This is a genomic window from Mesorhizobium sp. WSM4850 (assembly GCF_055811735.1).
The window spans coordinates 1-18,280 of the sequence record NZ_JBVVPV010000038.1 but is presented as its reverse complement, the minus strand read 5'-3'; the positions used below and the strand labels follow the sequence as shown (position 1 = coordinate 18,280).

19 protein-coding genes and 2 pseudogenes are annotated in these 18,280 nt (G+C 63.1%); 8 read left to right on the top strand and 13 right to left on the bottom strand.

Annotated elements, in window-relative coordinates; genetic code table 11:
- Position 1 precedes the first annotated feature (1 nt).
- Genes hutU through hutI form a run of 4 tightly spaced genes read right to left on the bottom strand, consistent with a single transcriptional unit; the run spans position 2 to position 5,351 of the window.
- The gene (gene hutU, locus AC0L2Z_RS26930; RefSeq protein WP_473629751.1) at positions 2–1,672 is read right to left on the bottom strand and encodes a urocanate hydratase; all 1,671 of its coding nucleotides are present in this window, start codon (positions 1,670–1,672) and stop codon (positions 2–4) included.
- Positions 1,673–1,712: 40 nt separating this feature from the next.
- Positions 1,713–2,531 carry an N-formylglutamate deformylase gene (gene hutG / locus AC0L2Z_RS26925; RefSeq protein ID WP_473629750.1) on the bottom strand — a complete coding sequence of 273 codons (819 nt, stop codon included), beginning with the start codon at positions 2,529–2,531 and terminating at the stop codon, positions 1,713–1,715.
- Positions 2,532–2,583: 52 nt separating this feature from the next.
- Positions 2,584–4,119, bottom strand: a complete 1,536-nt coding sequence (gene hutH, locus AC0L2Z_RS26920) for a histidine ammonia-lyase (RefSeq protein WP_473629749.1) — start codon at positions 4,117–4,119, stop codon at positions 2,584–2,586.
- Positions 4,116–5,351: an imidazolonepropionase gene (hutI, locus tag AC0L2Z_RS26915; RefSeq protein WP_473629748.1), complete on the bottom strand. Its 1,236-nt coding sequence runs from the start codon at positions 5,349–5,351 to the stop codon at positions 4,116–4,118. The genes hutH and hutI overlap by 4 nt, the downstream gene beginning before the upstream one ends.
- A 100-nt stretch (positions 5,352–5,451) precedes the next feature.
- Between hutI and AC0L2Z_RS26910 the strand changes: the two genes are divergently transcribed.
- Positions 5,452–6,804, top strand: coding sequence for a formimidoylglutamate deiminase (locus tag AC0L2Z_RS26910; protein WP_473629747.1), 1,353 nt, complete (start codon positions 5,452–5,454; stop codon positions 6,802–6,804).
- Positions 6,801–7,547 (top strand): histidine utilization repressor, encoded by a 747-nt coding sequence (gene hutC / locus AC0L2Z_RS26905; protein ID WP_473629746.1) that lies wholly within the window; start codon positions 6,801–6,803, stop codon positions 7,545–7,547. Before AC0L2Z_RS26910 ends, hutC begins: the two co-directional genes overlap by 4 nt.
- A gap of 45 nt (positions 7,548–7,592) precedes the next feature.
- Here hutC and AC0L2Z_RS26900 read toward each other — a convergent pair whose 3' ends face one another.
- Positions 7,593–7,937: a RidA family protein gene (locus tag AC0L2Z_RS26900; RefSeq protein WP_023803210.1), complete on the bottom strand. Its 345-nt coding sequence runs from the start codon at positions 7,935–7,937 to the stop codon at positions 7,593–7,595.
- 222 nt (positions 7,938–8,159) lie between these two features.
- Here AC0L2Z_RS26900 and aztA point away from each other — a divergent pair, with 222 nt between their 5' ends.
- The 4 genes from aztA to AC0L2Z_RS26880 all read left to right on the top strand — a co-directional run bounded on the left by aztA (position 8,160) and on the right by AC0L2Z_RS26880 (position 11,297).
- Positions 8,160–8,984 carry a zinc ABC transporter ATP-binding protein AztA gene (aztA, locus tag AC0L2Z_RS26895; protein WP_023803211.1) on the top strand — a complete coding sequence of 275 codons (825 nt, stop codon included), beginning with the start codon at positions 8,160–8,162 and terminating at the stop codon, positions 8,982–8,984.
- The gene (gene aztB, locus AC0L2Z_RS26890; protein WP_023803212.1) at positions 8,984–9,859 is read left to right on the top strand and encodes a zinc ABC transporter permease AztB; all 876 of its coding nucleotides are present in this window, start codon (positions 8,984–8,986) and stop codon (positions 9,857–9,859) included. Before aztA ends, aztB begins: the two co-directional genes overlap by 1 nt.
- Positions 9,860–9,878: 19 nt before the next feature.
- A complete protein-coding gene (gene aztC, locus AC0L2Z_RS26885) occupies positions 9,879–10,811 on the top strand; it encodes a zinc ABC transporter substrate-binding protein AztC (RefSeq protein WP_128170250.1) in 933 nt (310 codons plus the stop codon).
- A gap of 147 nt (positions 10,812–10,958) precedes the next feature.
- Complete coding sequence (locus AC0L2Z_RS26880; protein WP_287257746.1) at positions 10,959–11,297, top strand: protein tyrosine phosphatase family protein; 339 nt, start codon at positions 10,959–10,961, stop codon at positions 11,295–11,297.
- Here AC0L2Z_RS26880 and AC0L2Z_RS26875 read toward each other — a convergent pair.
- Complete coding sequence (locus tag AC0L2Z_RS26875) at positions 11,294–11,761, bottom strand: Lrp/AsnC family transcriptional regulator (RefSeq protein ID WP_473629780.1); 468 nt, start codon at positions 11,759–11,761, stop codon at positions 11,294–11,296. The genes AC0L2Z_RS26880 and AC0L2Z_RS26875 overlap by 4 nt on opposite strands.
- Positions 11,762–11,900: 139 nt before the next feature.
- Between AC0L2Z_RS26875 and hppD the strand changes: the two genes are divergently transcribed.
- A complete protein-coding gene (hppD, locus tag AC0L2Z_RS26870; protein ID WP_128170248.1) occupies positions 11,901–13,013 on the top strand; it encodes a 4-hydroxyphenylpyruvate dioxygenase in 1,113 nt (370 codons plus the stop codon).
- Positions 13,014–13,020: 7 nt separating this feature from the next.
- Here hppD and AC0L2Z_RS26865 read toward each other — a convergent pair whose 3' ends face one another.
- From AC0L2Z_RS26865 to hmgA, 6 genes and pseudogenes are all read right to left on the bottom strand, one after another.
- Complete coding sequence (locus AC0L2Z_RS26865) at positions 13,021–13,332, bottom strand: BrnA antitoxin family protein (protein WP_023803217.1); 312 nt, start codon at positions 13,330–13,332, stop codon at positions 13,021–13,023.
- Positions 13,319–13,566, bottom strand: a pseudogene (locus AC0L2Z_RS26860) (BrnT family toxin). The gene AC0L2Z_RS26865 and the pseudogene AC0L2Z_RS26860 overlap by 14 nt, the downstream one beginning before the upstream one ends.
- Before the next feature lie 51 nt (positions 13,567–13,617).
- Positions 13,618–14,163, bottom strand: coding sequence for a DinB family protein (locus tag AC0L2Z_RS26855; RefSeq protein ID WP_473629745.1), 546 nt, complete (start codon positions 14,161–14,163; stop codon positions 13,618–13,620).
- Between the two features lie 27 nt (positions 14,164–14,190).
- Entirely contained in the window at positions 14,191–15,204 is a 1,014-nt protein-coding gene (locus tag AC0L2Z_RS26850; protein ID WP_473629744.1) for a fumarylacetoacetate hydrolase family protein, read from the bottom strand.
- Between the two features lie 74 nt (positions 15,205–15,278).
- Positions 15,279–16,169 (bottom strand): MBL fold metallo-hydrolase, encoded by an 891-nt coding sequence (locus tag AC0L2Z_RS26845; protein WP_473629779.1) that lies wholly within the window; start codon positions 16,167–16,169, stop codon positions 15,279–15,281.
- A gap of 11 nt (positions 16,170–16,180) precedes the next feature.
- The gene (gene hmgA / locus AC0L2Z_RS26840; RefSeq protein ID WP_128176899.1) at positions 16,181–17,494 is read right to left on the bottom strand and encodes a homogentisate 1,2-dioxygenase; all 1,314 of its coding nucleotides are present in this window, start codon (positions 17,492–17,494) and stop codon (positions 16,181–16,183) included.
- A 79-nt stretch (positions 17,495–17,573) separates the two neighbouring features.
- On the opposite strand from hmgA, the gene AC0L2Z_RS26835 reads away from it, so the two are divergent.
- Positions 17,574–18,029 (top strand): MarR family winged helix-turn-helix transcriptional regulator, encoded by a 456-nt coding sequence (locus AC0L2Z_RS26835; protein ID WP_287070675.1) that lies wholly within the window; start codon positions 17,574–17,576, stop codon positions 18,027–18,029.
- Between the two features lie 62 nt (positions 18,030–18,091).
- Here the strand turns inward: AC0L2Z_RS26835 and tdh are convergent.
- A pseudogene (gene tdh, locus AC0L2Z_RS26830) lies at positions 18,092–18,280 on the bottom strand (L-threonine 3-dehydrogenase); the annotation flags it as partial.

Sequence of the window (18,280 nt, the reverse complement as noted above, 5' to 3'; positions counted from 1 at the left end):
TTCAGCCGAGGATGCCTGGCAGGTTGAGCTGGTGCTCCCTGGCGGAGTCGATGGCGAGGTCATAGCCGGCATCGGCGTGGCGCATGACGCCGGTTGCGGGGTCATTCCATAGCACCCGCTCCAAGCGTTTGGCCGCTTCGCGTGTGCCGTCGGCAACGATGACCATGCCGGCATGTTGCGAAAAGCCCATGCCGACGCCACCGCCATGATGCAGCGATACCCAGGTTGCGCCGGAGGCGGTGTTGAGCAGCGCATTGAGCAGCGGCCAGTCGGACACGGCGTCGGAGCCGTCCTTCATCGATTCCGTCTCGCGGTTCGGCGAGGCAACCGAGCCTGAATCGAGATGATCGCGGCCGATGACCACCGGCGCCTTGAGCTCGCCTTTCGCCACCATCTCGTTGAAGGCGAGGCCGAGCCGGTGGCGGTCGCCGAGACCAACCCAGCAGATGCGCGCCGGCAGACCCTGGAAGGCGATGCGCTCACGCGCCATGTCGAGCCAGTTGTGCAGGTGGGTGTTGCCGGGCGTCAGCTCACGCACCTTGGCGTCGGTCTTGTAGATGTCCTTGGGATCGCCGGAGAGGGCTGCCCAGCGAAACGGACCGATCCCGCGACAAAACAGTGGCCGGATATAGGCCGGCACGAAACCCGGGAAGGCAAAGGCATTGTCGAGCCCTTCCTCCTTCGCCACCTGACGGATGTTGTTGCCATAGTCGAGCGTCGGCACGCCGGCGTTCCAGAACGCCACCATCGCCTCGACATGTTCGCGCATCGACGCGCGCGCCGCCTTTTCGACCGCCTTCGGGTCGCTGGTGCGCTTCTCGCGCCATTCGGCGAGCGACCAGCCCTTGGGGAGATAGCCGTTGAGCGGATCATGCGCCGACGTCTGGTCGGTGACCAGGTCGGGGCGCACGCCACGCCGCACCAGTTCCGGCACGATGTCTGCGGTGTTGCCGACGAGGCCGACCGATTTCGCCTCGCCGGCCCTGGTCCAGCGCTCGATCCTTTCCAGCGCCTCGTCGAGCGTGTCGGCGCGTTCGTCGACATAGCGGGTGCGCAGCCTGAAATCGATGCGGTCGGGATCGCATTCGACCGCCAGGCAGCAGGCGCCGGCCATGACCGCGGCCAGCGGCTGGGCGCCGCCCATGCCGCCGAGGCCGCCGGTCAAGATCCATTTGCCCCTGAGGTTGCCGTCGTAATGCTGGCGGCCAGCCTCGACGAAGGTCTCGTAGGTGCCCTGCACGATGCCTTGGGTGCCGATGTAGATCCACGAGCCGGCCGTCATCTGGCCGTACATCATCAGGCCCTTCTTATCGAGCTCGTTGAATTTCTCCCATGTCGCCCAGTGCGGCACGAGGTTGGAATTGGCGATCAGCACGCGCGGCGCATCGGTGTGGGTACGAAACACGCCGACCGGCTTGCCCGACTGCACCAGCAGCGTCTCGTCGTCTCCAAGCGTCTTCAGAGAGGCGACGATGCGATCAAAGTCGTTCCAGGTGCGCGCCGCGCGGCCGATGCCGCCATAGACGACCAGTTCGTTGGGGTTTTCGGCGACGTCGGGATCGAGATTGTTCATCAGCATGCGCAACGGCGCTTCAGTCAGCCATGTGCGGGCGTTGAGCTCGCTGCCGCGCGGGCTGCGGACTTCGCGGATGTTGTGGCGAGGATCGGTCATGGCGTCACTTTTCCTTTCGAATGAGCTGCGCGACGATGCGTCAGCGCCCGGCCCAGGCAATCGCTCTTTCCAGGATCCGCTTCAGCGTGGCGCGGATCGGCGCGGCGAATGCCGGGTCGTAAGGCACCGGCCAATTGTCGGGCGTACCTTTGCCCTCGGGCTCGCGCATATAGCCGCGGTTGGACAGTTCCATCTGCAGCGCATGAACGCCGTTTTGCGGCTGGCCGAAATGGCGCGTGATCCAGCCGCCTTTGAAGCGGCCGTTGACGACAAAACTCTCGCCGGTCTCGGCGAGGATCTGGCCGACCATTGCCTGCAAGCCCGGGTCGGCGCTTTTGCCGTCATTGGTGCCGAGGTTGAACACCGGCAGAGTGCCTTCGAACAGCCGCGGCAGCATCGAGCGGATCGAATGGCAGTCATAGAGGACGATCTTCCGGTGCACGGCGCGCAGCCTGTCGATCTCGGCCTGCATGGCGGCATGGTAAGGCACAAAGTACTTTTCGCGGCGCTCGTCGACCTCCGAGGCATCAGGTTCTTCCCCGACACGATAGAGCGGATCGCCGTCGAAGGTCTCGGTCGGGCACAGGCCGGTGGTTGCCTGGCCGGGATAGAGCGAGACGCCGGAGGGATCGCGATTGACGTCGATGACGGTGCGCGAGATCGCGGTATGCACCACCGTCGCGCCGAGGTCTTCGGCAAAGTCATACAGCTTGTCGATCCACCAGTCGGCGTCGCGGCGGCCGAGCCAAGGCGACACCAGCCGGCTCTCAAGGCCGGCGAGATCGATGCCGGTGTGCGGGATCGAGACCAGCAGGGGGGCGGTGCCGCGCTTTACAGTGAGCCAGGAGGGCACGTTCATGAATGGTCTCCCTGCGCTGGCGCTTTGCGGCGACCTATAGAGGCGCACATCCTCACGACGCGATTCCCGGCAGCGCCACCGCGCCCGCTGCCTTCACGGCAGCGCCGCTGCGCACCATGGCGATGGCCTTTTCCATGTCGGGGTGGAAATGCCGGTCATTGTCGAGATGCGGCACTTCGGCCCTGACCAGCCTGCGTACCGCTTCGAGCGGCGCACTCGATGCCAGCGGCGCATGGAAATCGCAGCCCTGCGTGGCGGCCAGCAATTCGATACCGATGACGGCCGTCGCATTCTCGATCATGCCGATCAGCCGGCGCGCGCCATGTGCCGCCATCGAGACGTGGTCTTCCTGATTGGCCGAGGTCGGGATCGAATCGACACTGGCCGGATAGGCCTTTTGCTTGTTTTCCGAGACGAGTGCCGCCGCCGTCACTTGCGGGATCATGAAGCCGGAATTCAAGCCTGGCTTCGGGGTCAGGAAGGCCGGCATGCCCGACAGCGCCGGATCGACCAGCATGGCGATGCGCCGTTCCGACAGCGAGCCGATCTCGCAGACGGCGAGCGCGATCATGTCGGCGGCGAAGGCGACCGGCTCGGCGTGGAAATTGCCGCCGGAAAGTGCTGAGTCGTCCTCGGCGAAGATTAGCGGATTGTCGGTGACGCCGTTGGCCTCGGTGCCCAGCGTGCCGGCGGCTTGGCGCAGCACGCTGAGCGCTGCACCCATCACCTGCGGCTGGCAGCGCAAGCAGTACGGGTCCTGCACGCGTTCGTCTCCGACCCGGTGCGATTCACGGATGGCACTGCCGGCCATCAGGTTGCGCAGCGTCTCTGCCGTCTCGATCTGGCCAGGATGCCTCCTGAGCAGGTGGATGCGCGGATCGAAGGGGGCGTCGGAACCCTTGGCGGCATCGGTCGAGAGCGCACCGGCGACCAGCGCCGACTGGTAGAGCACTTCGGCGTCGAACAAGGCGGCCAACGCATAGGCGGTCGAGAACTGCGTGCCGTTGAGCAGCGCCAACCCTTCCTTGGCGCCAAGCGTGACCGGCTCCAGCCCGTGCGAGACAAAGGCGACCTTGGCCGGGAACCGGCCATGCGGGGTAAAACATTCGCCGACGCCGATCATCACCGCTGTCATGTGCGACAGTGGCGCAAGGTCGCCGGATGCGCCGACCGAGCCTTGCGCCGGCACCACCGGAATGACGTCGTTGGCGAGCATCGCTTCGAGCAGCTCAATGGTCTGCGGCCGCACGCCGGACGCGCCCTGCGCCAAGCTGGCCAGCTTCAGTGCCATCATCAGCCGGCAAACAGCGACCGGCATCGGTTCGCCGACGCCGGCGGCATGCGACAGCACGATGTTGCGTTGCAGCGTCTCGAGATCGGCGGCGGGGATACGGACGCTGGCCAATTTGCCGAAACCGGTGTTGATGCCATAGACCGGCTCACCCTTGGCGACGATGCGGGCAACGGCCTCGGCGCTGGCCTTGATCTTTGGCCAGCAGGCCGCGTCCAGCTTCGGCATGGCGCCACGATAGATTTCGCGCCAGTCGGCCAGCGTCGTGTTGCCCGGCTTGAGTCTGAGTTCACTCATTGTCCCCTCCAGATGCGGGCATGCAGCGGGTTGAAGCCCATGCGGTAGACGAGCTCGGCCGGGCGCTCGATGTCCCAGATCGCCAGGTCGGCCGATTTCCCAGCCTCCAGCGTGCCGGTTCGTCCGAGCAGTCCGAGCGCACGGGCGGCCTCGCGGGTGACACCGGCAAGGCATTCGTCAACAGTCAGACCAAACAAAGTCGCCGCCATGTTCATGGTCAGCAGCAGCGAGGTCAGCGGCGAGGTGCCGGGATTGCAGTCGGTGGCGACCGCCATTTTGACGCCATGCTGGCGAAACAGGCCGATCGGCGGCTTCTTGGTCTCACGGATGAAATAGTAGGCGCCGGGCAGGATCGTCGCCACGGTCCCGGCCCTCGCCATCGCCGCCGCACCTGCCTCGTCAGTGTATTCGAGATGGTCGGCCGACAGGGCGCCATAGCGCGCCGCAAGTTCCGCGCCGTGCAGGTTGGACAATTGGTCGGCGTGGAGTTTTACCGGCAGGCCTGCTGCTTTCGCCGCGTCGAACACGCGAGAAATCTGCTCGGGCGAAAAGGCGAGGCCCTCGCAAAAACCATCGACCGCGTCGGCCAGGCCCTCGGCGGTGACGGCCGGCAAAATCTCGTTTGCGACCAGATCGATAAACGCGTCCTTGCCGCCTTTCGCTTCAGGCGGCAGGGCATGCGCGCCGAGGAAGCTCGTTGTTACCGTTACTGGACGGTTTTCGCCCAAGAGCCGCGCGGCGCGCAGCGATTTCTTCTCGTTTTCGAGATCGAGCCCGTAGCCCGACTTGACCTCGATGGTGGTGAGGCCTTCAGCGATCAGCGCGTTGAGGCGCGGCAGCGACTGCGCAACCAATTCCTGCTGGCTGGCAGCGCGCAGCGCCTTGACCGACGAGACGATCCCGCCGCCGGCCCTGGTGACCTCTTCATAGGTGGCGCCGGCCAGCCGCATCTCGAATTCGTTGGCGCGATTGCCGGCGTGGATCAGATGAGTATGGCAGTCGATCAGGCCGGGTGTGATCCAGCGGCCTTCGCAATCGACAATCTCGGCGTTCTGGCTGAACGCTGCCGGCATGTCGGCTTCCTGGCCGGCATAGACGATCAGACCATCGCGCGCGACGATCGCGCCGTCTTCGACGATACCCAGTCCGGCGGCGCTGTCGGCCATGGTCGCCAGTCGCGCATTGCGCCAGAGGCGGATCTCCCCTGCCCGGCTTTTGCTCTCTCCAGCCATCATCTTTTCCGTTTCAATCGGCGGTGGTTATGTATATACATATTGAAACGCACTGCAAGTGGTATCATTGCACGGGACACTGGGAATCGGAGAGAAAAACGTGACGGCGATCTTTGCGGAACAGGCGCTTCTGCCCGACGGCTGGCATTCCAATGCCCGGATTGTCCTCAGTGATGGCCACATCACCACGGTCGAGCCGAACACCGCATCCCAGCCCGGTGACGAACGCCATGCCATTCTGCTGCCAGGCATGCCGAACCTGCACAGCCACGCCTTCCAGCGCGGCATGGCCGGTCTAGCCGAGTTGCGCGGCACTTCAGCCGACAGTTTCTGGAGCTGGCGCGAGGTGATGTATCGCTTCGCGCTGTCGATGACGCCGGATCAGGTCGAGGCGGTCGCCGCGCAGCTCTATGTCGAGATGCTGGAGGCTGGGTTCTCACGCGTCGGCGAGTTTCACTATCTGCATCACGACCGCGACGGCCAGCCCTACGCCAACGTCGCCGAAATGGCCGACCGCATCACCGCCGCGGCTGCCGACACCGGCATCGGGCTGACGCTGCTGCCGGTCTTCTATGCACATTCCTCTTTCGGCGGCGCAGCGCCGAATGAAGGCCAGCGGCGATTCATCAACGATATGAATCGGTTCTCGCGGCTTGTTGAGAAATGTCACGAAACCGTTCGCACCTTGAATCACGCGGTCGTCGGCATCGCCCCGCACAGTCTGCGCGCCGTGACACCGGAGCAGTTGGAAAGCATCGCGACAATGGCACCCGGCGGACCGATCCACATCCACATCGCCGAGCAAGTGAAGGAGGTGGAGGACTGCCTTGCCTGGTCCGGGGCGCGGCCGGTCGAATGGCTGCTCGCCAATGCCAGGGTCGACAGTCGCTGGTGCCTGATCCACGCCACCCACATGACCGAGACCGAGACGGCGGCCATGGCGAAAAGCGGAGCAATCGCCGGCCTCTGCCCGATCACCGAGGCCAATCTCGGCGACGGCACCTTTGCAGCACCTTTGTTCAAACAGCATGACGGCCGCTTCGGCGTCGGCTCCGACTCCAACGTGCTGATCGGCCTGCCGGACGAATTGCGGCAGCTCGAATATTCGCAGCGCCTCGCCCACCGTGCCCGCAACCTGCTGGCGGTCGCCGGCGGTTCGACCGGGCGCGCACTGTTCGATGCCGCGCTCGACGGCGGCAGCGCAGCGCTCGGCGCAAGTCCCTCGCGGATCGCCGCTGGCGCCCCAGCCGATTTCATCTCGCTCGATGGCAAGCACCCGTCGCTTGCCGGCAAGACGGGCGATGCAGTGCTCGACACCTGGATCTTCGCCAACGGTTCCAAGGTCGATTGTGTCTGGGTGCATGGCAAGAAACTGGTCAGCAGTGGCAGGCACGCAAGGCGCGATTTTATTGCCGAGCGTTTTCGCAAGGTGATGACGGCGCTTTCGGCATGAGCATGATCCAGACAATGGATGCGGACGGCGGCGAGCCCCTCTCGCTGCATCAACGCATCCTGTCCGACATCAGCGAACGAATCCTGTCCGGCGCCTGGGCGCCCGGCCACCGCATCCCGTTCGAGCACGAGCTGACGGCCGAGTACAAATGTTCGCGCATGACGGTGAACAAGGCGCTGTCGCAGCTTGCCAAGGCGGGGCTGATAGAGCGCCGCCGCCGCTCTGGCAGCTTTGTCCAGCGGCCGCAGTCGCAAGCTGCGGTGTTGGAAATCCATGACATCAGGATCGAGGTCGAGGCGCTCGGCCTGCCCTATCGCTACGAGCGTGTGGCACGACATAAAAGACGCAGCAGCGCCGAGGATCGCGCCTTGCTGGAACTCGACTGCAACGGGCCGGTGCTGGCGCTGGAATGCCGGCATTTCGCCGGCAAGCGGCCGTTCGCCCACGAACAGCGGCTGATCAACCTGGCCGCTGTGGCCGAGGCCGCCAACGAGGAATTTTTTGCCGTCGCGCCTGGGCCGTGGCTGATCGCCCGCGTGCCATGGAGTGCCGCCGAGCACCGCATCCGCGCCGTCGCCGCCGACAGACACATTGCGACCGCACTCGAAATCGAGTCCGGCGCCCCCTGCCTGGTGGTCGAGCGACGGACATGGAGCGCCGAGCACCCGGTCACCCATGTCCGTTTCACCTATGCGGCCGACAGCCACACGCTGGTCGCGCGGTTCACACCGTCGCAGGGGTAACCCTCCCCTCGAGGGCCCTCGAGGGGGAGGGTAAAGAGCCGCATCTCAAATGGCGGCGGTAACGATGATCTCGACCAGGTATTCCGGCCCGGCAAGCTTGGCCTCGCCGGTGGCGCGGGCCGGGGTATGGCCCTGTGGCACCCACTTGTCCCATGCCGCGTTCATCTCGGCAAAGGTGCTCATATCGGCCAGCCAGATGATCGCCTGCAGGATCTTGGTCTTGTCGGTGCCGGCCTTGGCCAGCAATTCGTCGATGGCCGCCAGGATGTCCCTGGTCTGGGTGCCGACGTTTCCGCCTGGTTCGCCGACCTGACCAGCCAGATAGACGGTGTTGCCATGGATGACGATCTGGCTCATGCGTGGGCCAACATCGATGCGACGAATGCTCATTGGACGTTTCCTTCCTTTGTGGGTCGCGCCTCTTTAGAGTCGCGGTTCGCTGGCGGCAAGGTTGCATGAGCGAATCCTCTTGAGCCAGCAGGCGTGGGGCGAAAATAGGCACACGCAAATTGCTCCGGTCGCCGCAATTCCGCCGGATTGACTTGTTGACTAATGTAATAACATCACATATCCACCCCGCTGCCGTACTAGTGGTGTCCCACGGATCGTCACATGACCAAAACCTGCCTGACATTCCGCGACCTGACGCTGGGCTACAACAGCCATCCGGCGATCCATCATCTCGATGGCACAATCCGCCGCGGGTCGCTGACAGCAGTCGTCGGCGCCAATGGATCGGGCAAGTCGACCCTGATGAAGGGTATCGTCGGCGTGTTGAAGCCGATGGCCGGCACGGTTGTCCGGGCGCCCGGCGTGCGCGCCGCCTATCTGCCGCAACAGTCGGAACTCGACCGCTCCTTTCCCGCCCGGGTCGTTGATCTGGTTTCGCTCGGCCTGTGGCCACGGCGCGGGCTGCTCGGCCGCTACACCAGGGAAGATCGCGAATCGGTCAGCCAGGCGCTGATGGCCGTCGGCCTCGGCGGCTTCGAGAAGCGCCCGATCGACACGCTGTCGGGCGGCCAGCTGCAGCGCACGCTGTTCGCTCGCGTGCTGCTGCAGGACGCCGATCTCATTCTGCTCGACGAACCGTTCAACGCCGTCGATACCAAGACCGTCGGCGACCTGATCGCACTAATCAAGCGCTGGCATGGCGAGGAACGCACGATCCTGGTTGTCGTCCACGATCTGGAACTGGTGCGCCAGAACTTCCCCGAGACGCTGCTGCTGGCGCGCCAGCCAATCGCCTGGGGCGAAACCAGGGAAACACTGCGGCCGGAAAACCTGTTGCGCGCGCGCCGCTTCCACGAAGCCTGGGAGGAGAACGCGCCCTGGTGCGAGCCGGACAAACACGGTGATCACGGTCACGGCCCCGGGCACGACCCTGGGCACAACCATGCGCACGACCATCATCACGGCTCCGGGCCGCGGGCAGCATGATGGACACGCTCTACGGTCTTCTCGTTGCTCCGTTCGCCGAATTCGCCTTCATGCAGCGGGCGCTTGCCGGCTCGCTGATGCTGTCGCTCGGCGCCTGCCCGGTCGGCGTGTTCCTGATGTTGCGGCGCATGAGCCTTTCCGGCGACGCCATGGCCCACGCCATCCTGCCGGGTGCTGCCGCCGGTTTCCTGTTTTATGGGCTGGAAATCCTGCCGATGACCATCGGCGGGCTGATTGCCGGCATCATCGTCGCGCTCGGCGCCGGCGCCGTCTCGCGCTTCACCATCCAGCGCGAGGACGCTTCGATGGCGGCCTTCTACCTGATTTCGCTGGCGATCGGCGTGCTGATGGTGTCGATCCGCGGCTCCAGCGTCGATCTCATGCATGTGCTGTTCGGCACCGTGCTTGCGCTCAACAATGAAGCGCTGACACTGATCGGCGGCATCGTGCTGGTCACGCTGGTCAGCCTCGCCATCTTCTGGCGGGCGCTCGTCGCCGAATGTCTCGACCCGCTGTTCCTGCGTTCGGTCAGCCGGCTGGGCAGCCCGGTGCATTTCATCTTCCTCGGCCTCGTTGTGCTCAACCTGGTCGGCGGCTTCCAGGCGCTCGGCACGCTGCTATCGGTCGGGCTGATGATGCTGCCTGCGGCTGCCGCCCGCTTCTGGACCATGCGCGTCGAGCCGATGTGCGTGCTGGCGGTGCTGATCGGCTTTGCCTCTTGCGTCGCCGGGCTGCTTTTGTCCTACCACGTGTCGCTGCCTTCCGGCCCGGCCATCATCCTGTCGGCCGGCGTTGTCTATTTTGCCTCGATCCTGTTCGGCACGCGCGGCATCCTGCGCGCCCGCATTATCCATCACCGCCACAGAACCGCCTGATCCCAAAGGAGTGCTGTCCATGCTGAAATCGATCCGCGCCGCCCTGGCAGTGGGCGTTATGACATTGTCAGCCTTTGGCGCGTCGTCGGCCCTCGCGGAGCCGTTGAAAGTGGTCGCCAGCTTCACGATCATTGCCGATTTCGCCAAAAATGTCGGCGGCGACCGGATCAATCTGACCACCATCGTCGGGCCGGATGGCGATGCCCATGTCTACGAGCCGAGCCCGGCTGACGCGGTGGCGATGGCGGGTGCGGATGTGGTGCTGGTCAACGGCCTGCATTTCGAAGGCTTTTTGCAGCGCCTGGTCGACGCCAGTGCCTCCAAGGCGACGATCGCCGTTTTGACCAGGGGCGTCACGCCGATCAACTTCAAACCCGAATTCGCCGATGCCGACGCCGCTGAAGGCGCCCATACTAATGGCGAGACCGATCCGCATGCCTTCCAGTCGATCGCCAACGCCAAGATCTATGTGAAGAACATCGCCGATGCCTTCTGCACCGCCGACGCTGGGGGTTGCGACAGCTACAAGGCCAATGCCGCCGCCTATACCGAGAAACTCGACGTGCTTGAGGGCGAAGTGCAGGCGGCGATCCAGTCGATCCCGGAAGAGAAGCGCGTCGTCATCACCTCGCATGACGCCTTCGGCTATTTCGAGAAGGCCTATGGCCTCACCTTCCTGGCGCCCGAAGGGGTGTCGACCGAGTCGGAGCCGTCCGCTGCCGACGTCGCCAAGCTGGTCAGCCAGGTGAAGCAGGACAAGGCGGCGGCGGTCTTCATCGAGAACATCACCAACGCGCGGCTGATCGAGCAGATCGCCAGCGAGACCGGCACCAAGGTTGGCGGCACGCTTTATTCGGATGCGCTGTCGCAACCCGACGGCCCGGCATCGACCTATATCGACCTGATGCACAACAACATCGCCCAGATCAAAGGCGCGATCCTCGGAAGCTGATGCCTTCCTGGCCAGCCGGGCCGCGCCGGCTCTGTTGGATTCTCCGTCGAAAATAACTATCTGCGCAGTGGGATTTCATTCTGCGCGGATTGCCGATCTCGTCGGGGAGTCTTAAAGACTGCGGCCAAACCAGTTTTGCGAGGAAATATGGAATATCGTCAGATCACCGAGGACTATTCGGTCTCCGGCCAGATCCAGCCCGAAGAAGTCGCCGCCATCAAGGCCGCCGGCTTCAAGAGCGTCATCTGCAACCGGCCTGATGACGAGCAGCCCGGCCAGCCTTCGGCGGACACCGTCAAAGCGGCAGTCGAAGCCGCCGGGCTTACCTTTCGCTACATCCCGGTCGTCAGCGGCCAGATCACCGCCCAAAATGTCGAGGACCAGGCTGAGGCGCTCGATGAGCTCGAAGGCCCGGTGTTCGCCTATTGCCGTTCCGGCGCACGCTGCACCAACCTTTTTGGGCTGATCCAGCAGTCGAAGGGCTAAATCGGCAGCGCGCCGGTTTCCTTCAGCGTTTCCAGCACGATCGCCGTCTTCACATGCTGCACGGATTCGTGCGGCAGGAGCACGCCGTTGACGAATTCCGACAGCGATTTCAGGTCGGGCGTCACCACTTTCAGGATGTAATCCATCTCGCCGGTCAGCGCGTGCGCCTCCTGCACCTGCGGCAACCGCGCCACCAACTCGCCGAAGCGCCGCGCATTGTCACGGTTGTGGGTGGCGAGCGTCACCGAGATGACGTTGACCAGTGAGAAGCCGAGCTTGTCGCGGTCGAGCACCGCGCGATAGCCCCTGATATAGCCGTCCTCCTCCAGCCTCTGGCGGCGGCGCGAACATTGCGACGCCGACAGGTTCACCCGTTCCGCCAAATCGTTGTTGGTCAGCCGTGCGTCGCCCTGCAAGAGAGCCATTATCTTGCGGTCAAACTGGTCTATGCGCGCCTCATCCATGATTTTTTCATCCACCATGCACAATTCCCGCATGATTTATTCGTTTAAAGCGTTTGAATGCAAGCACCATGCGCCTGCTCCGCGCTATAGTAGCGTCAAAATGGCCCTTTGCGGCCAAGCAGCTTAGGAGGACAACACCATGGGTCCCTTCCCGCACGATGCACCGCCCGCAACGATCAGCAAGGCCAATCCCGCCGGCACCGACGGCTTCGAATTCGTCGAGTTCGCGCATCCCGAACCGGAAAAGCTCGCCGAGCTTTTTACCCGCATGGGCTATGTACCGGTAGCCAAGCACCGCACCAAGAACATCACCGTCTGGCGGCAGGGCGACATCAACTATGTCGTCAATGCCGAACCCGGCTCGCATGCGATGAAATTCGTCGACAAGCACGGCCCCTGCGCTTCCTCGATGGCCTGGCGGGTGGTCGATGCCAAGCACGCGTTCGACCATGCTGTCGCCAAAGGCGCCACACCCTATGAAGGCGCCGACAAGGCGCTCGATGTGCCGGCGATATCAGGCATTGGCGGCTCGCTGCTTTATTTCATCGAGGTCTACGGCGACAAAGGCTCGGCCTACGAAGCCGAATTCGACTGGCTGGGCGAGCCCGACCCGAAGCCGGAAGGCGTCGGCTTCTATTATCTCGACCACCTCACCCACAATGTCTATCGCGGCAATATGGACAAATGGTGGGATTTCTATCGTGACCTGTTCGGCTTCAAGCAGATCCATTTCTTCGACATCGACGGCAAGATCACCGGCCTGGTCAGCCGCGCGATCACCTCGCCCTGCGGCAAGATCCGCATCCCGCTCAACGAGTCCAAGGACGACACCAGCCAGATAGCCGAATATCTGAAGAAGTATAATGGCGAAGGCATCCAGCACATCGCTGTCGGCACGGACGAGATCTACGGCGCCACCGACAGGCTGGCAGCCAACGGGCTGAAGTTCATGCCCGGTCCGCCGGAAACCTATTACGAGATGTCTCATGCCCGCGTGCACGGCCATGATGAGCCGATCGAGCGGATGAAAAAGCACGGCATCCTGATCGACGGCGAAGGCGTGGTTGACGGCGGCACGACCAAGATCCTGCTGCAGATCTTCTCGAAAACCGTAATCGGGCCGATCTTCTTCGAATTCATCCAGAGGAAGGGCGACGAGGGTTTTGGCGAGGGCAATTTCCGTGCGCTGTTCGAATCGATCGAGCAGGACCAGATCAAGCGCGGGGTGTTGAAGGTGCAGGCGGCGGAGTAGGCGACGCCTATTTGGCCAAGCCGGCGGCCTTGCGCAGAATGTCGTTGATGCGGCTCTGCCAGCCGGGACCGCCGGCGCGAAAGCGAGCGACCACATCGCTGTCGAGGCGCAGCGTCACCTGTTTCTTGGGATTGTCGAGCGCCGGCCGCCCGCGCGAACGGCGAATGCTTTCGGCGAGGTCCGGAAATACTTCAGCGAAGGGACGAGCGTTTCGAAAATCCTCCTCTGTCCATTCCGGATTGTCCGAAACGGCATCCCAATCTTCCTTGCTGTAGCCGCGCCCCGGTTCGAATTTTGTCTGCAGCTTAGGTTTTGTCATTGTACAACCTTCCTTCAGCCGGGTTGGCCGGGCGCATCGAAATGATTGAGATGCCCTCGGAGCCGAGCCGGACAAAGATCACGGCAACGACGCCGTCAATCATCCGACCAATTGCCATGAGACGACCAGCTTTGGCCGCCCAGATCGTTGACGTAAGGAAAATTCGTCATCCAGCGCGGCAAAATCCAACCCGTGTTTCTCGATGTTGGCCAACCGTTTCCAGACGATCTTCATCCGAAATTTATGTACCTACAATAATTAAGTCAAGAATTTTCGTAACTACAATTAATTGCCGCCATCAATCGCCAACCGCTCGAGCTCCGCTCTCCTCAGCTTCAGATCATAGTCGAGGAAGAATTCGTCGAGCTGCGGCGGCTTTACCGAGGTGCCGGACAGCATGGCGTGCACCTGGCCGCGATGATGGATGTCGTGGATGAAGAGGTGGGCGAGCAGATCGCTGATGCGCTCCGTTTTTCCGTCCTCGCGCCGGTCGGTGATGACACGGCGGTCGAGATCGGCCGCCGACAAATGATCGCAAAAGGCGATCAGTCGCCGGTCGGATGCGCCCTGGGCGTCAAACAGCGCTTGTGGTTCATCGAACGGCACGAAATCGTCATGGGCCGCGGCGCCAACGTCGCCCTCTTCGAGAAAATCGAGATAGAGATGATCGACCGCCAGGATGTGGTTGAGCGTTGCCATGATCGACGGAAAGAAGCTGGTTCGCTCGGCTTCGAATTCGCCGGGCTCAAGCTGCAGCACAGCGCTATACAGCCGGTCGTTCGACCAGAGATTGTTGCGCGCCATGCGGCTGAAATGGTCCAGCAGGTTCATCGTTTCAGACGTCCTCCCAGTGCAATCTTACCTGATGTATTTCTCGACCTTCTGCTCGATCGCACCAAAAATCGAATGTCCGATCCTGTCCTTCATCTCTATGCGTACCGTATCGCCAAGGCGCAGGAACGGGGTCGTTGGTTCCCCGGCCTCTATCGTCTCGATCATGCGCAACTCGGCAATGCAGGAATAGCCGGCGCCGCCCGCCGCGACAGGCTTGCCAGGGCCGCCGTCGAGCTTGTTGGAGACCGTGCCCGAACCGATGATGGTGCCGGCGGCCAGCGGCCGGGTTTTCGCGGCATGCACAATCAGCGCCGGAAAATCGAAGGTCATGTCCACGCCGGCGTTGGCGCGGCCGAACGGCTTGCCGTTGAGATCGACCAGCAGCGGCAGGTTGACCTTGCCGCCATCCCAGGCCTCGCCAAGTTCGTCCGGCGTCACCGCGACGGGCGAAAACGCCGAGGACGGCTTTGATTGGAAGAAGCCGAAGCCCTTGGCAAGCTCTGGCGCGGTGAGGGAGCGCAGCGTGACGTCATTGACCAGCATGACCAGCCGGATCGCGGCTCTTGCCGCATCGAGGCTTGCGCCTATCGGCACATCGTCGACGACGACAGCGACTTCCCCTTCCATGTCAACGCCAAGAGCCTCGTCGACCGTGCGGATCGGATCACGCGGCGCGATGAAACTGTCCGAACCACCCTGGTAGATCAGCGGATCGGTCCAGAAGCTTGCCGGCATCTCGGCGCCGCGCGCCTTCCGCACCAGTTCGACATGATTCACATAGGCAGAGCCATCGGCCCACTGGTAGGCGCGCGGCAACGGCGAATGGGCATCATGCTCGTGAAAGCGCGCTGACGGCACCGCATTGTTCTCCAGCGATTCCGCTATTGTCGCCAGATGCGGCGCGATCCGGTTCCAGTCGTCGAGCGCCGACTGCAACGTCGGCACCAGAAACGAGGCATCGGTGAACCGCGTCAGGTCGCGCGAGACGACGACCAGCTTTCCGTCGCGCGTCCCGTCCTTCAATGTGGCAAGCTTCATGCGGTTTCCTCTCCTGATGCGGCTTTGGTGCCGCTTTGAATTTTGTTCTTATGATCTCTTCCGAAAACCGGTTCTCACTTTTCGCTAACGCGGTCCTTCGGTTCGGGATCATGCTCCAGTCCCACAACAAGGCCGTCGTGGGCAATCGTCAAGTCTCCGGCCCATGTTTTCCTGACGGCGGCGATCCAGTCGGCCTCGCCGATCTCGGGATCATCGGCCGGGATGAGGTGGTTGAGCACCAGTCTTTTGGCTCCTGCGTCACTGGCGATGCGCCCCGCCTCCTCAGCAAAACTATGGCTGGCGAGCAGATGCTCCCTCAGCCGCGCGCCATTGCCGGTTTTCGCGACGAGCCGCTCGATGCCGTCTTCCAGCATGGCTTCATGGACGAGAATGTCGGCGCCTTTGGCGAAATCCGCCAATGGCGGAAAGAACGCCGTATCGGCGGAAAACACCACGCTCTGTCCGGCATGCTCGAAGCGCAGCGCAAAGCAGTCGTTCACCGGCGGATGGCCGACGCGCAGCGCCAAAACCTTCAGGCCGCGCTCCTCCATCACCCGGCCTTCGCCGAACTCGATGATCGAAACCAAATCTGCGATATCAAGCCGGCCTTCGTCGACTATGCGTATCTCGATGTCGAATTCCATCGCCTGGCAAAAGCGCTGCCAGTAATGGCCGGTGCCGGGCGGGCCGAACACGGTGACCGGTGTCGCCAGACCCGCCGTCCAGGCGGTGTGGATCAGCGGACCGAGTTCCAGCACATGGTCGGAATGCAGATGCGTGATGAAGACCAGGTCGAGCGACTTCAGGCTGATGCCGGTCTCGGCCAGCCCGTGCGTCACGCCAAGCCCGCAATCCACGACGATGGTACGTCCGCCGAATATCAGCAGCGACGAACTCGGCCACCGACCGCCCGGCCGGAGCGCCGGGCCGCCCTTCGAGCCCAGCAGCACCAGCCGATCCCGCATTGGATCAGCGCTCAAGACCAGTCGCCCTCGGGCGTGCCGTTGAAGCGCTTCTTCAGATCGGCCCAGCAGTCGATGTAATTGTCCTGCCGGGTTTCAACCTCGGCGGCGTAGCGGGTCAGCATCTGTGGGAATCGCGTCTCGAACATGAAGGCCATGGTGTTGTCGAGCTTGACCGGTTTCAGATCCGCGTGGAAGGCTTTTTCAAAACCTGTTGCGTCAGGCCCGTGGGCCAGCATCAGATTGTGCAGGCTGATGCCACCGGGAACGAAACCCTCTTCCTTGGCGTCGTACTGGCCGTGGATCAGGCCCATGAACTCGCTCATGATGTTGCGGTGATACCAGGGCGGGCGAAACGTGTTTTCGGCCACCAGCCAGCGCGGCGGGAAGATGACGAAGTCGATGTTGGCGGTGCCCTCTTCGCCGCTCGGCGCGGTCAGCACCGTGAAGATCGACGGATCGGGATGGTCGAACAGGATGGCGCCGACCGGCGAAAACGTTGCAAGATCATATTTGTAGGGCGAGTAGTTGCCGTGCCACGCCACCACATCCAGCGGCGAATGATCGAGTTCGGTGACATGAAACTGGCCGCACCATTTCACGATCAGCCGGCACGGCGTCTCCTTGTCCTCGAACCAGGCGCAAGGTGTCTTGAAATCGCGCGGATTGGCCAGGCAATTGGCGCCGATCGGGCCACGATCCGGCAGCGTCAGCTTGGCGCCGTAGTTCTCGCAGACATAGCCGCGCACTGTTTCATCGACCAGTTCGACCTTGAACACGAGGCCGCGCGGCAGCACGGCGATCTCGCCCGGTCGCAATTCGATGACGCCCATCTCGGTGACGAAGCGCAGCGCGCCCACTTGCGGCACGATAAGCAACTCGCCGTCGGCGTTGAAGAAATGGTCGTCGGCCATCGATCGGTTGGCGACATAGACATGGGCGGCCATGCCGGTCTGGCCGAGCACGTCGCCGGCGGTGGTGATCGAGCGCATGCCGGCAATGAAGTCGGTGGGTTCCTTCGGCATCGGCACCGGGTTCCAGCGGTACTGGCCAAGCGCCAGTTCGTGATCGCCGACATTCGGCGCGCTTTTCCACAGCGGATAATCCGCCACCTTGAAGCGGCCGGTGTGCCGGACGCTCGGCCTGATGCGATAAAGCCAGGAGCGCTCATTGGTGCCGCGTGGCGCGGTGAAGGGCGAGCCCGAAAGCTGCTCGGCATAAAGGCCGTAGGCCGGCCGCTGCGGCGAATTCCGCCCTTGCGGCAGCGAACCGGGCAAAGTCTCGGTTTCGAAGTCGTTGCCGAACCCCGGCATGTAGGAAAAGGCCATGGCATCCTCCCTGGATTGACCAAATTGGTTTCATTTGTAACCATCGAAAATGTAACTATCAATCGTGATGGAGCAGACCATGGAGGCTGACACCCTCGAACTTGAAAGCTTCCTGCCCTACCGGCTCTATCGCCTTGCCGATGCTGTCAGCCGCGAATTTTCCAGGGTTTACAAGGACCGCCACGGCCTGACGCGGCCCGAATGGCGCACGCTGGCCGGTCTCGGCCAGCACGGCACGATGACGGCAACAGCGCTCGGCGAACAGTCGGCCATGCACAAGACCAAGGTTTCGCGCGCCGTCGCCGAGCTCGAACGGCGCCGCTGGCTGACGCGAAAACCTGATGAAAAAGACCGCCGTGTCGAGCACCTGACGCTGACCAACGCGGGCCTTGCCGCCTATCGCGAGATGGTGCCGTTGGCAAAAGCGTTCGAGCGGGACTTGCTGGGAAGGCTGAACGCGAGCGAGCGAGCGGCGGTCACGGAAGGGATGGCGGCACTTAAGGGGGCATTGGATAGATCAACGACGCAGCTATGAAACTGCTACGCAGCGATCCTGCCCACCCCTCTAACGTTTCCGGAACGGCACCCGGCCAACACTCACCAGTCCATCACCACCTTGCCGGAATTGCCGCTCTTCATCGCATCGAACCCGGTCTGGAAGTCGTCCACTCCGATGCGGTGGGTGATCAGCCCACTGACATCGAGCGGACCCTGCACCAGCGCGATCATCTTGTACCAGGTCTCGAACATTTCGCGGCCATAGATGCCCTTGAGATGCAGCATCTT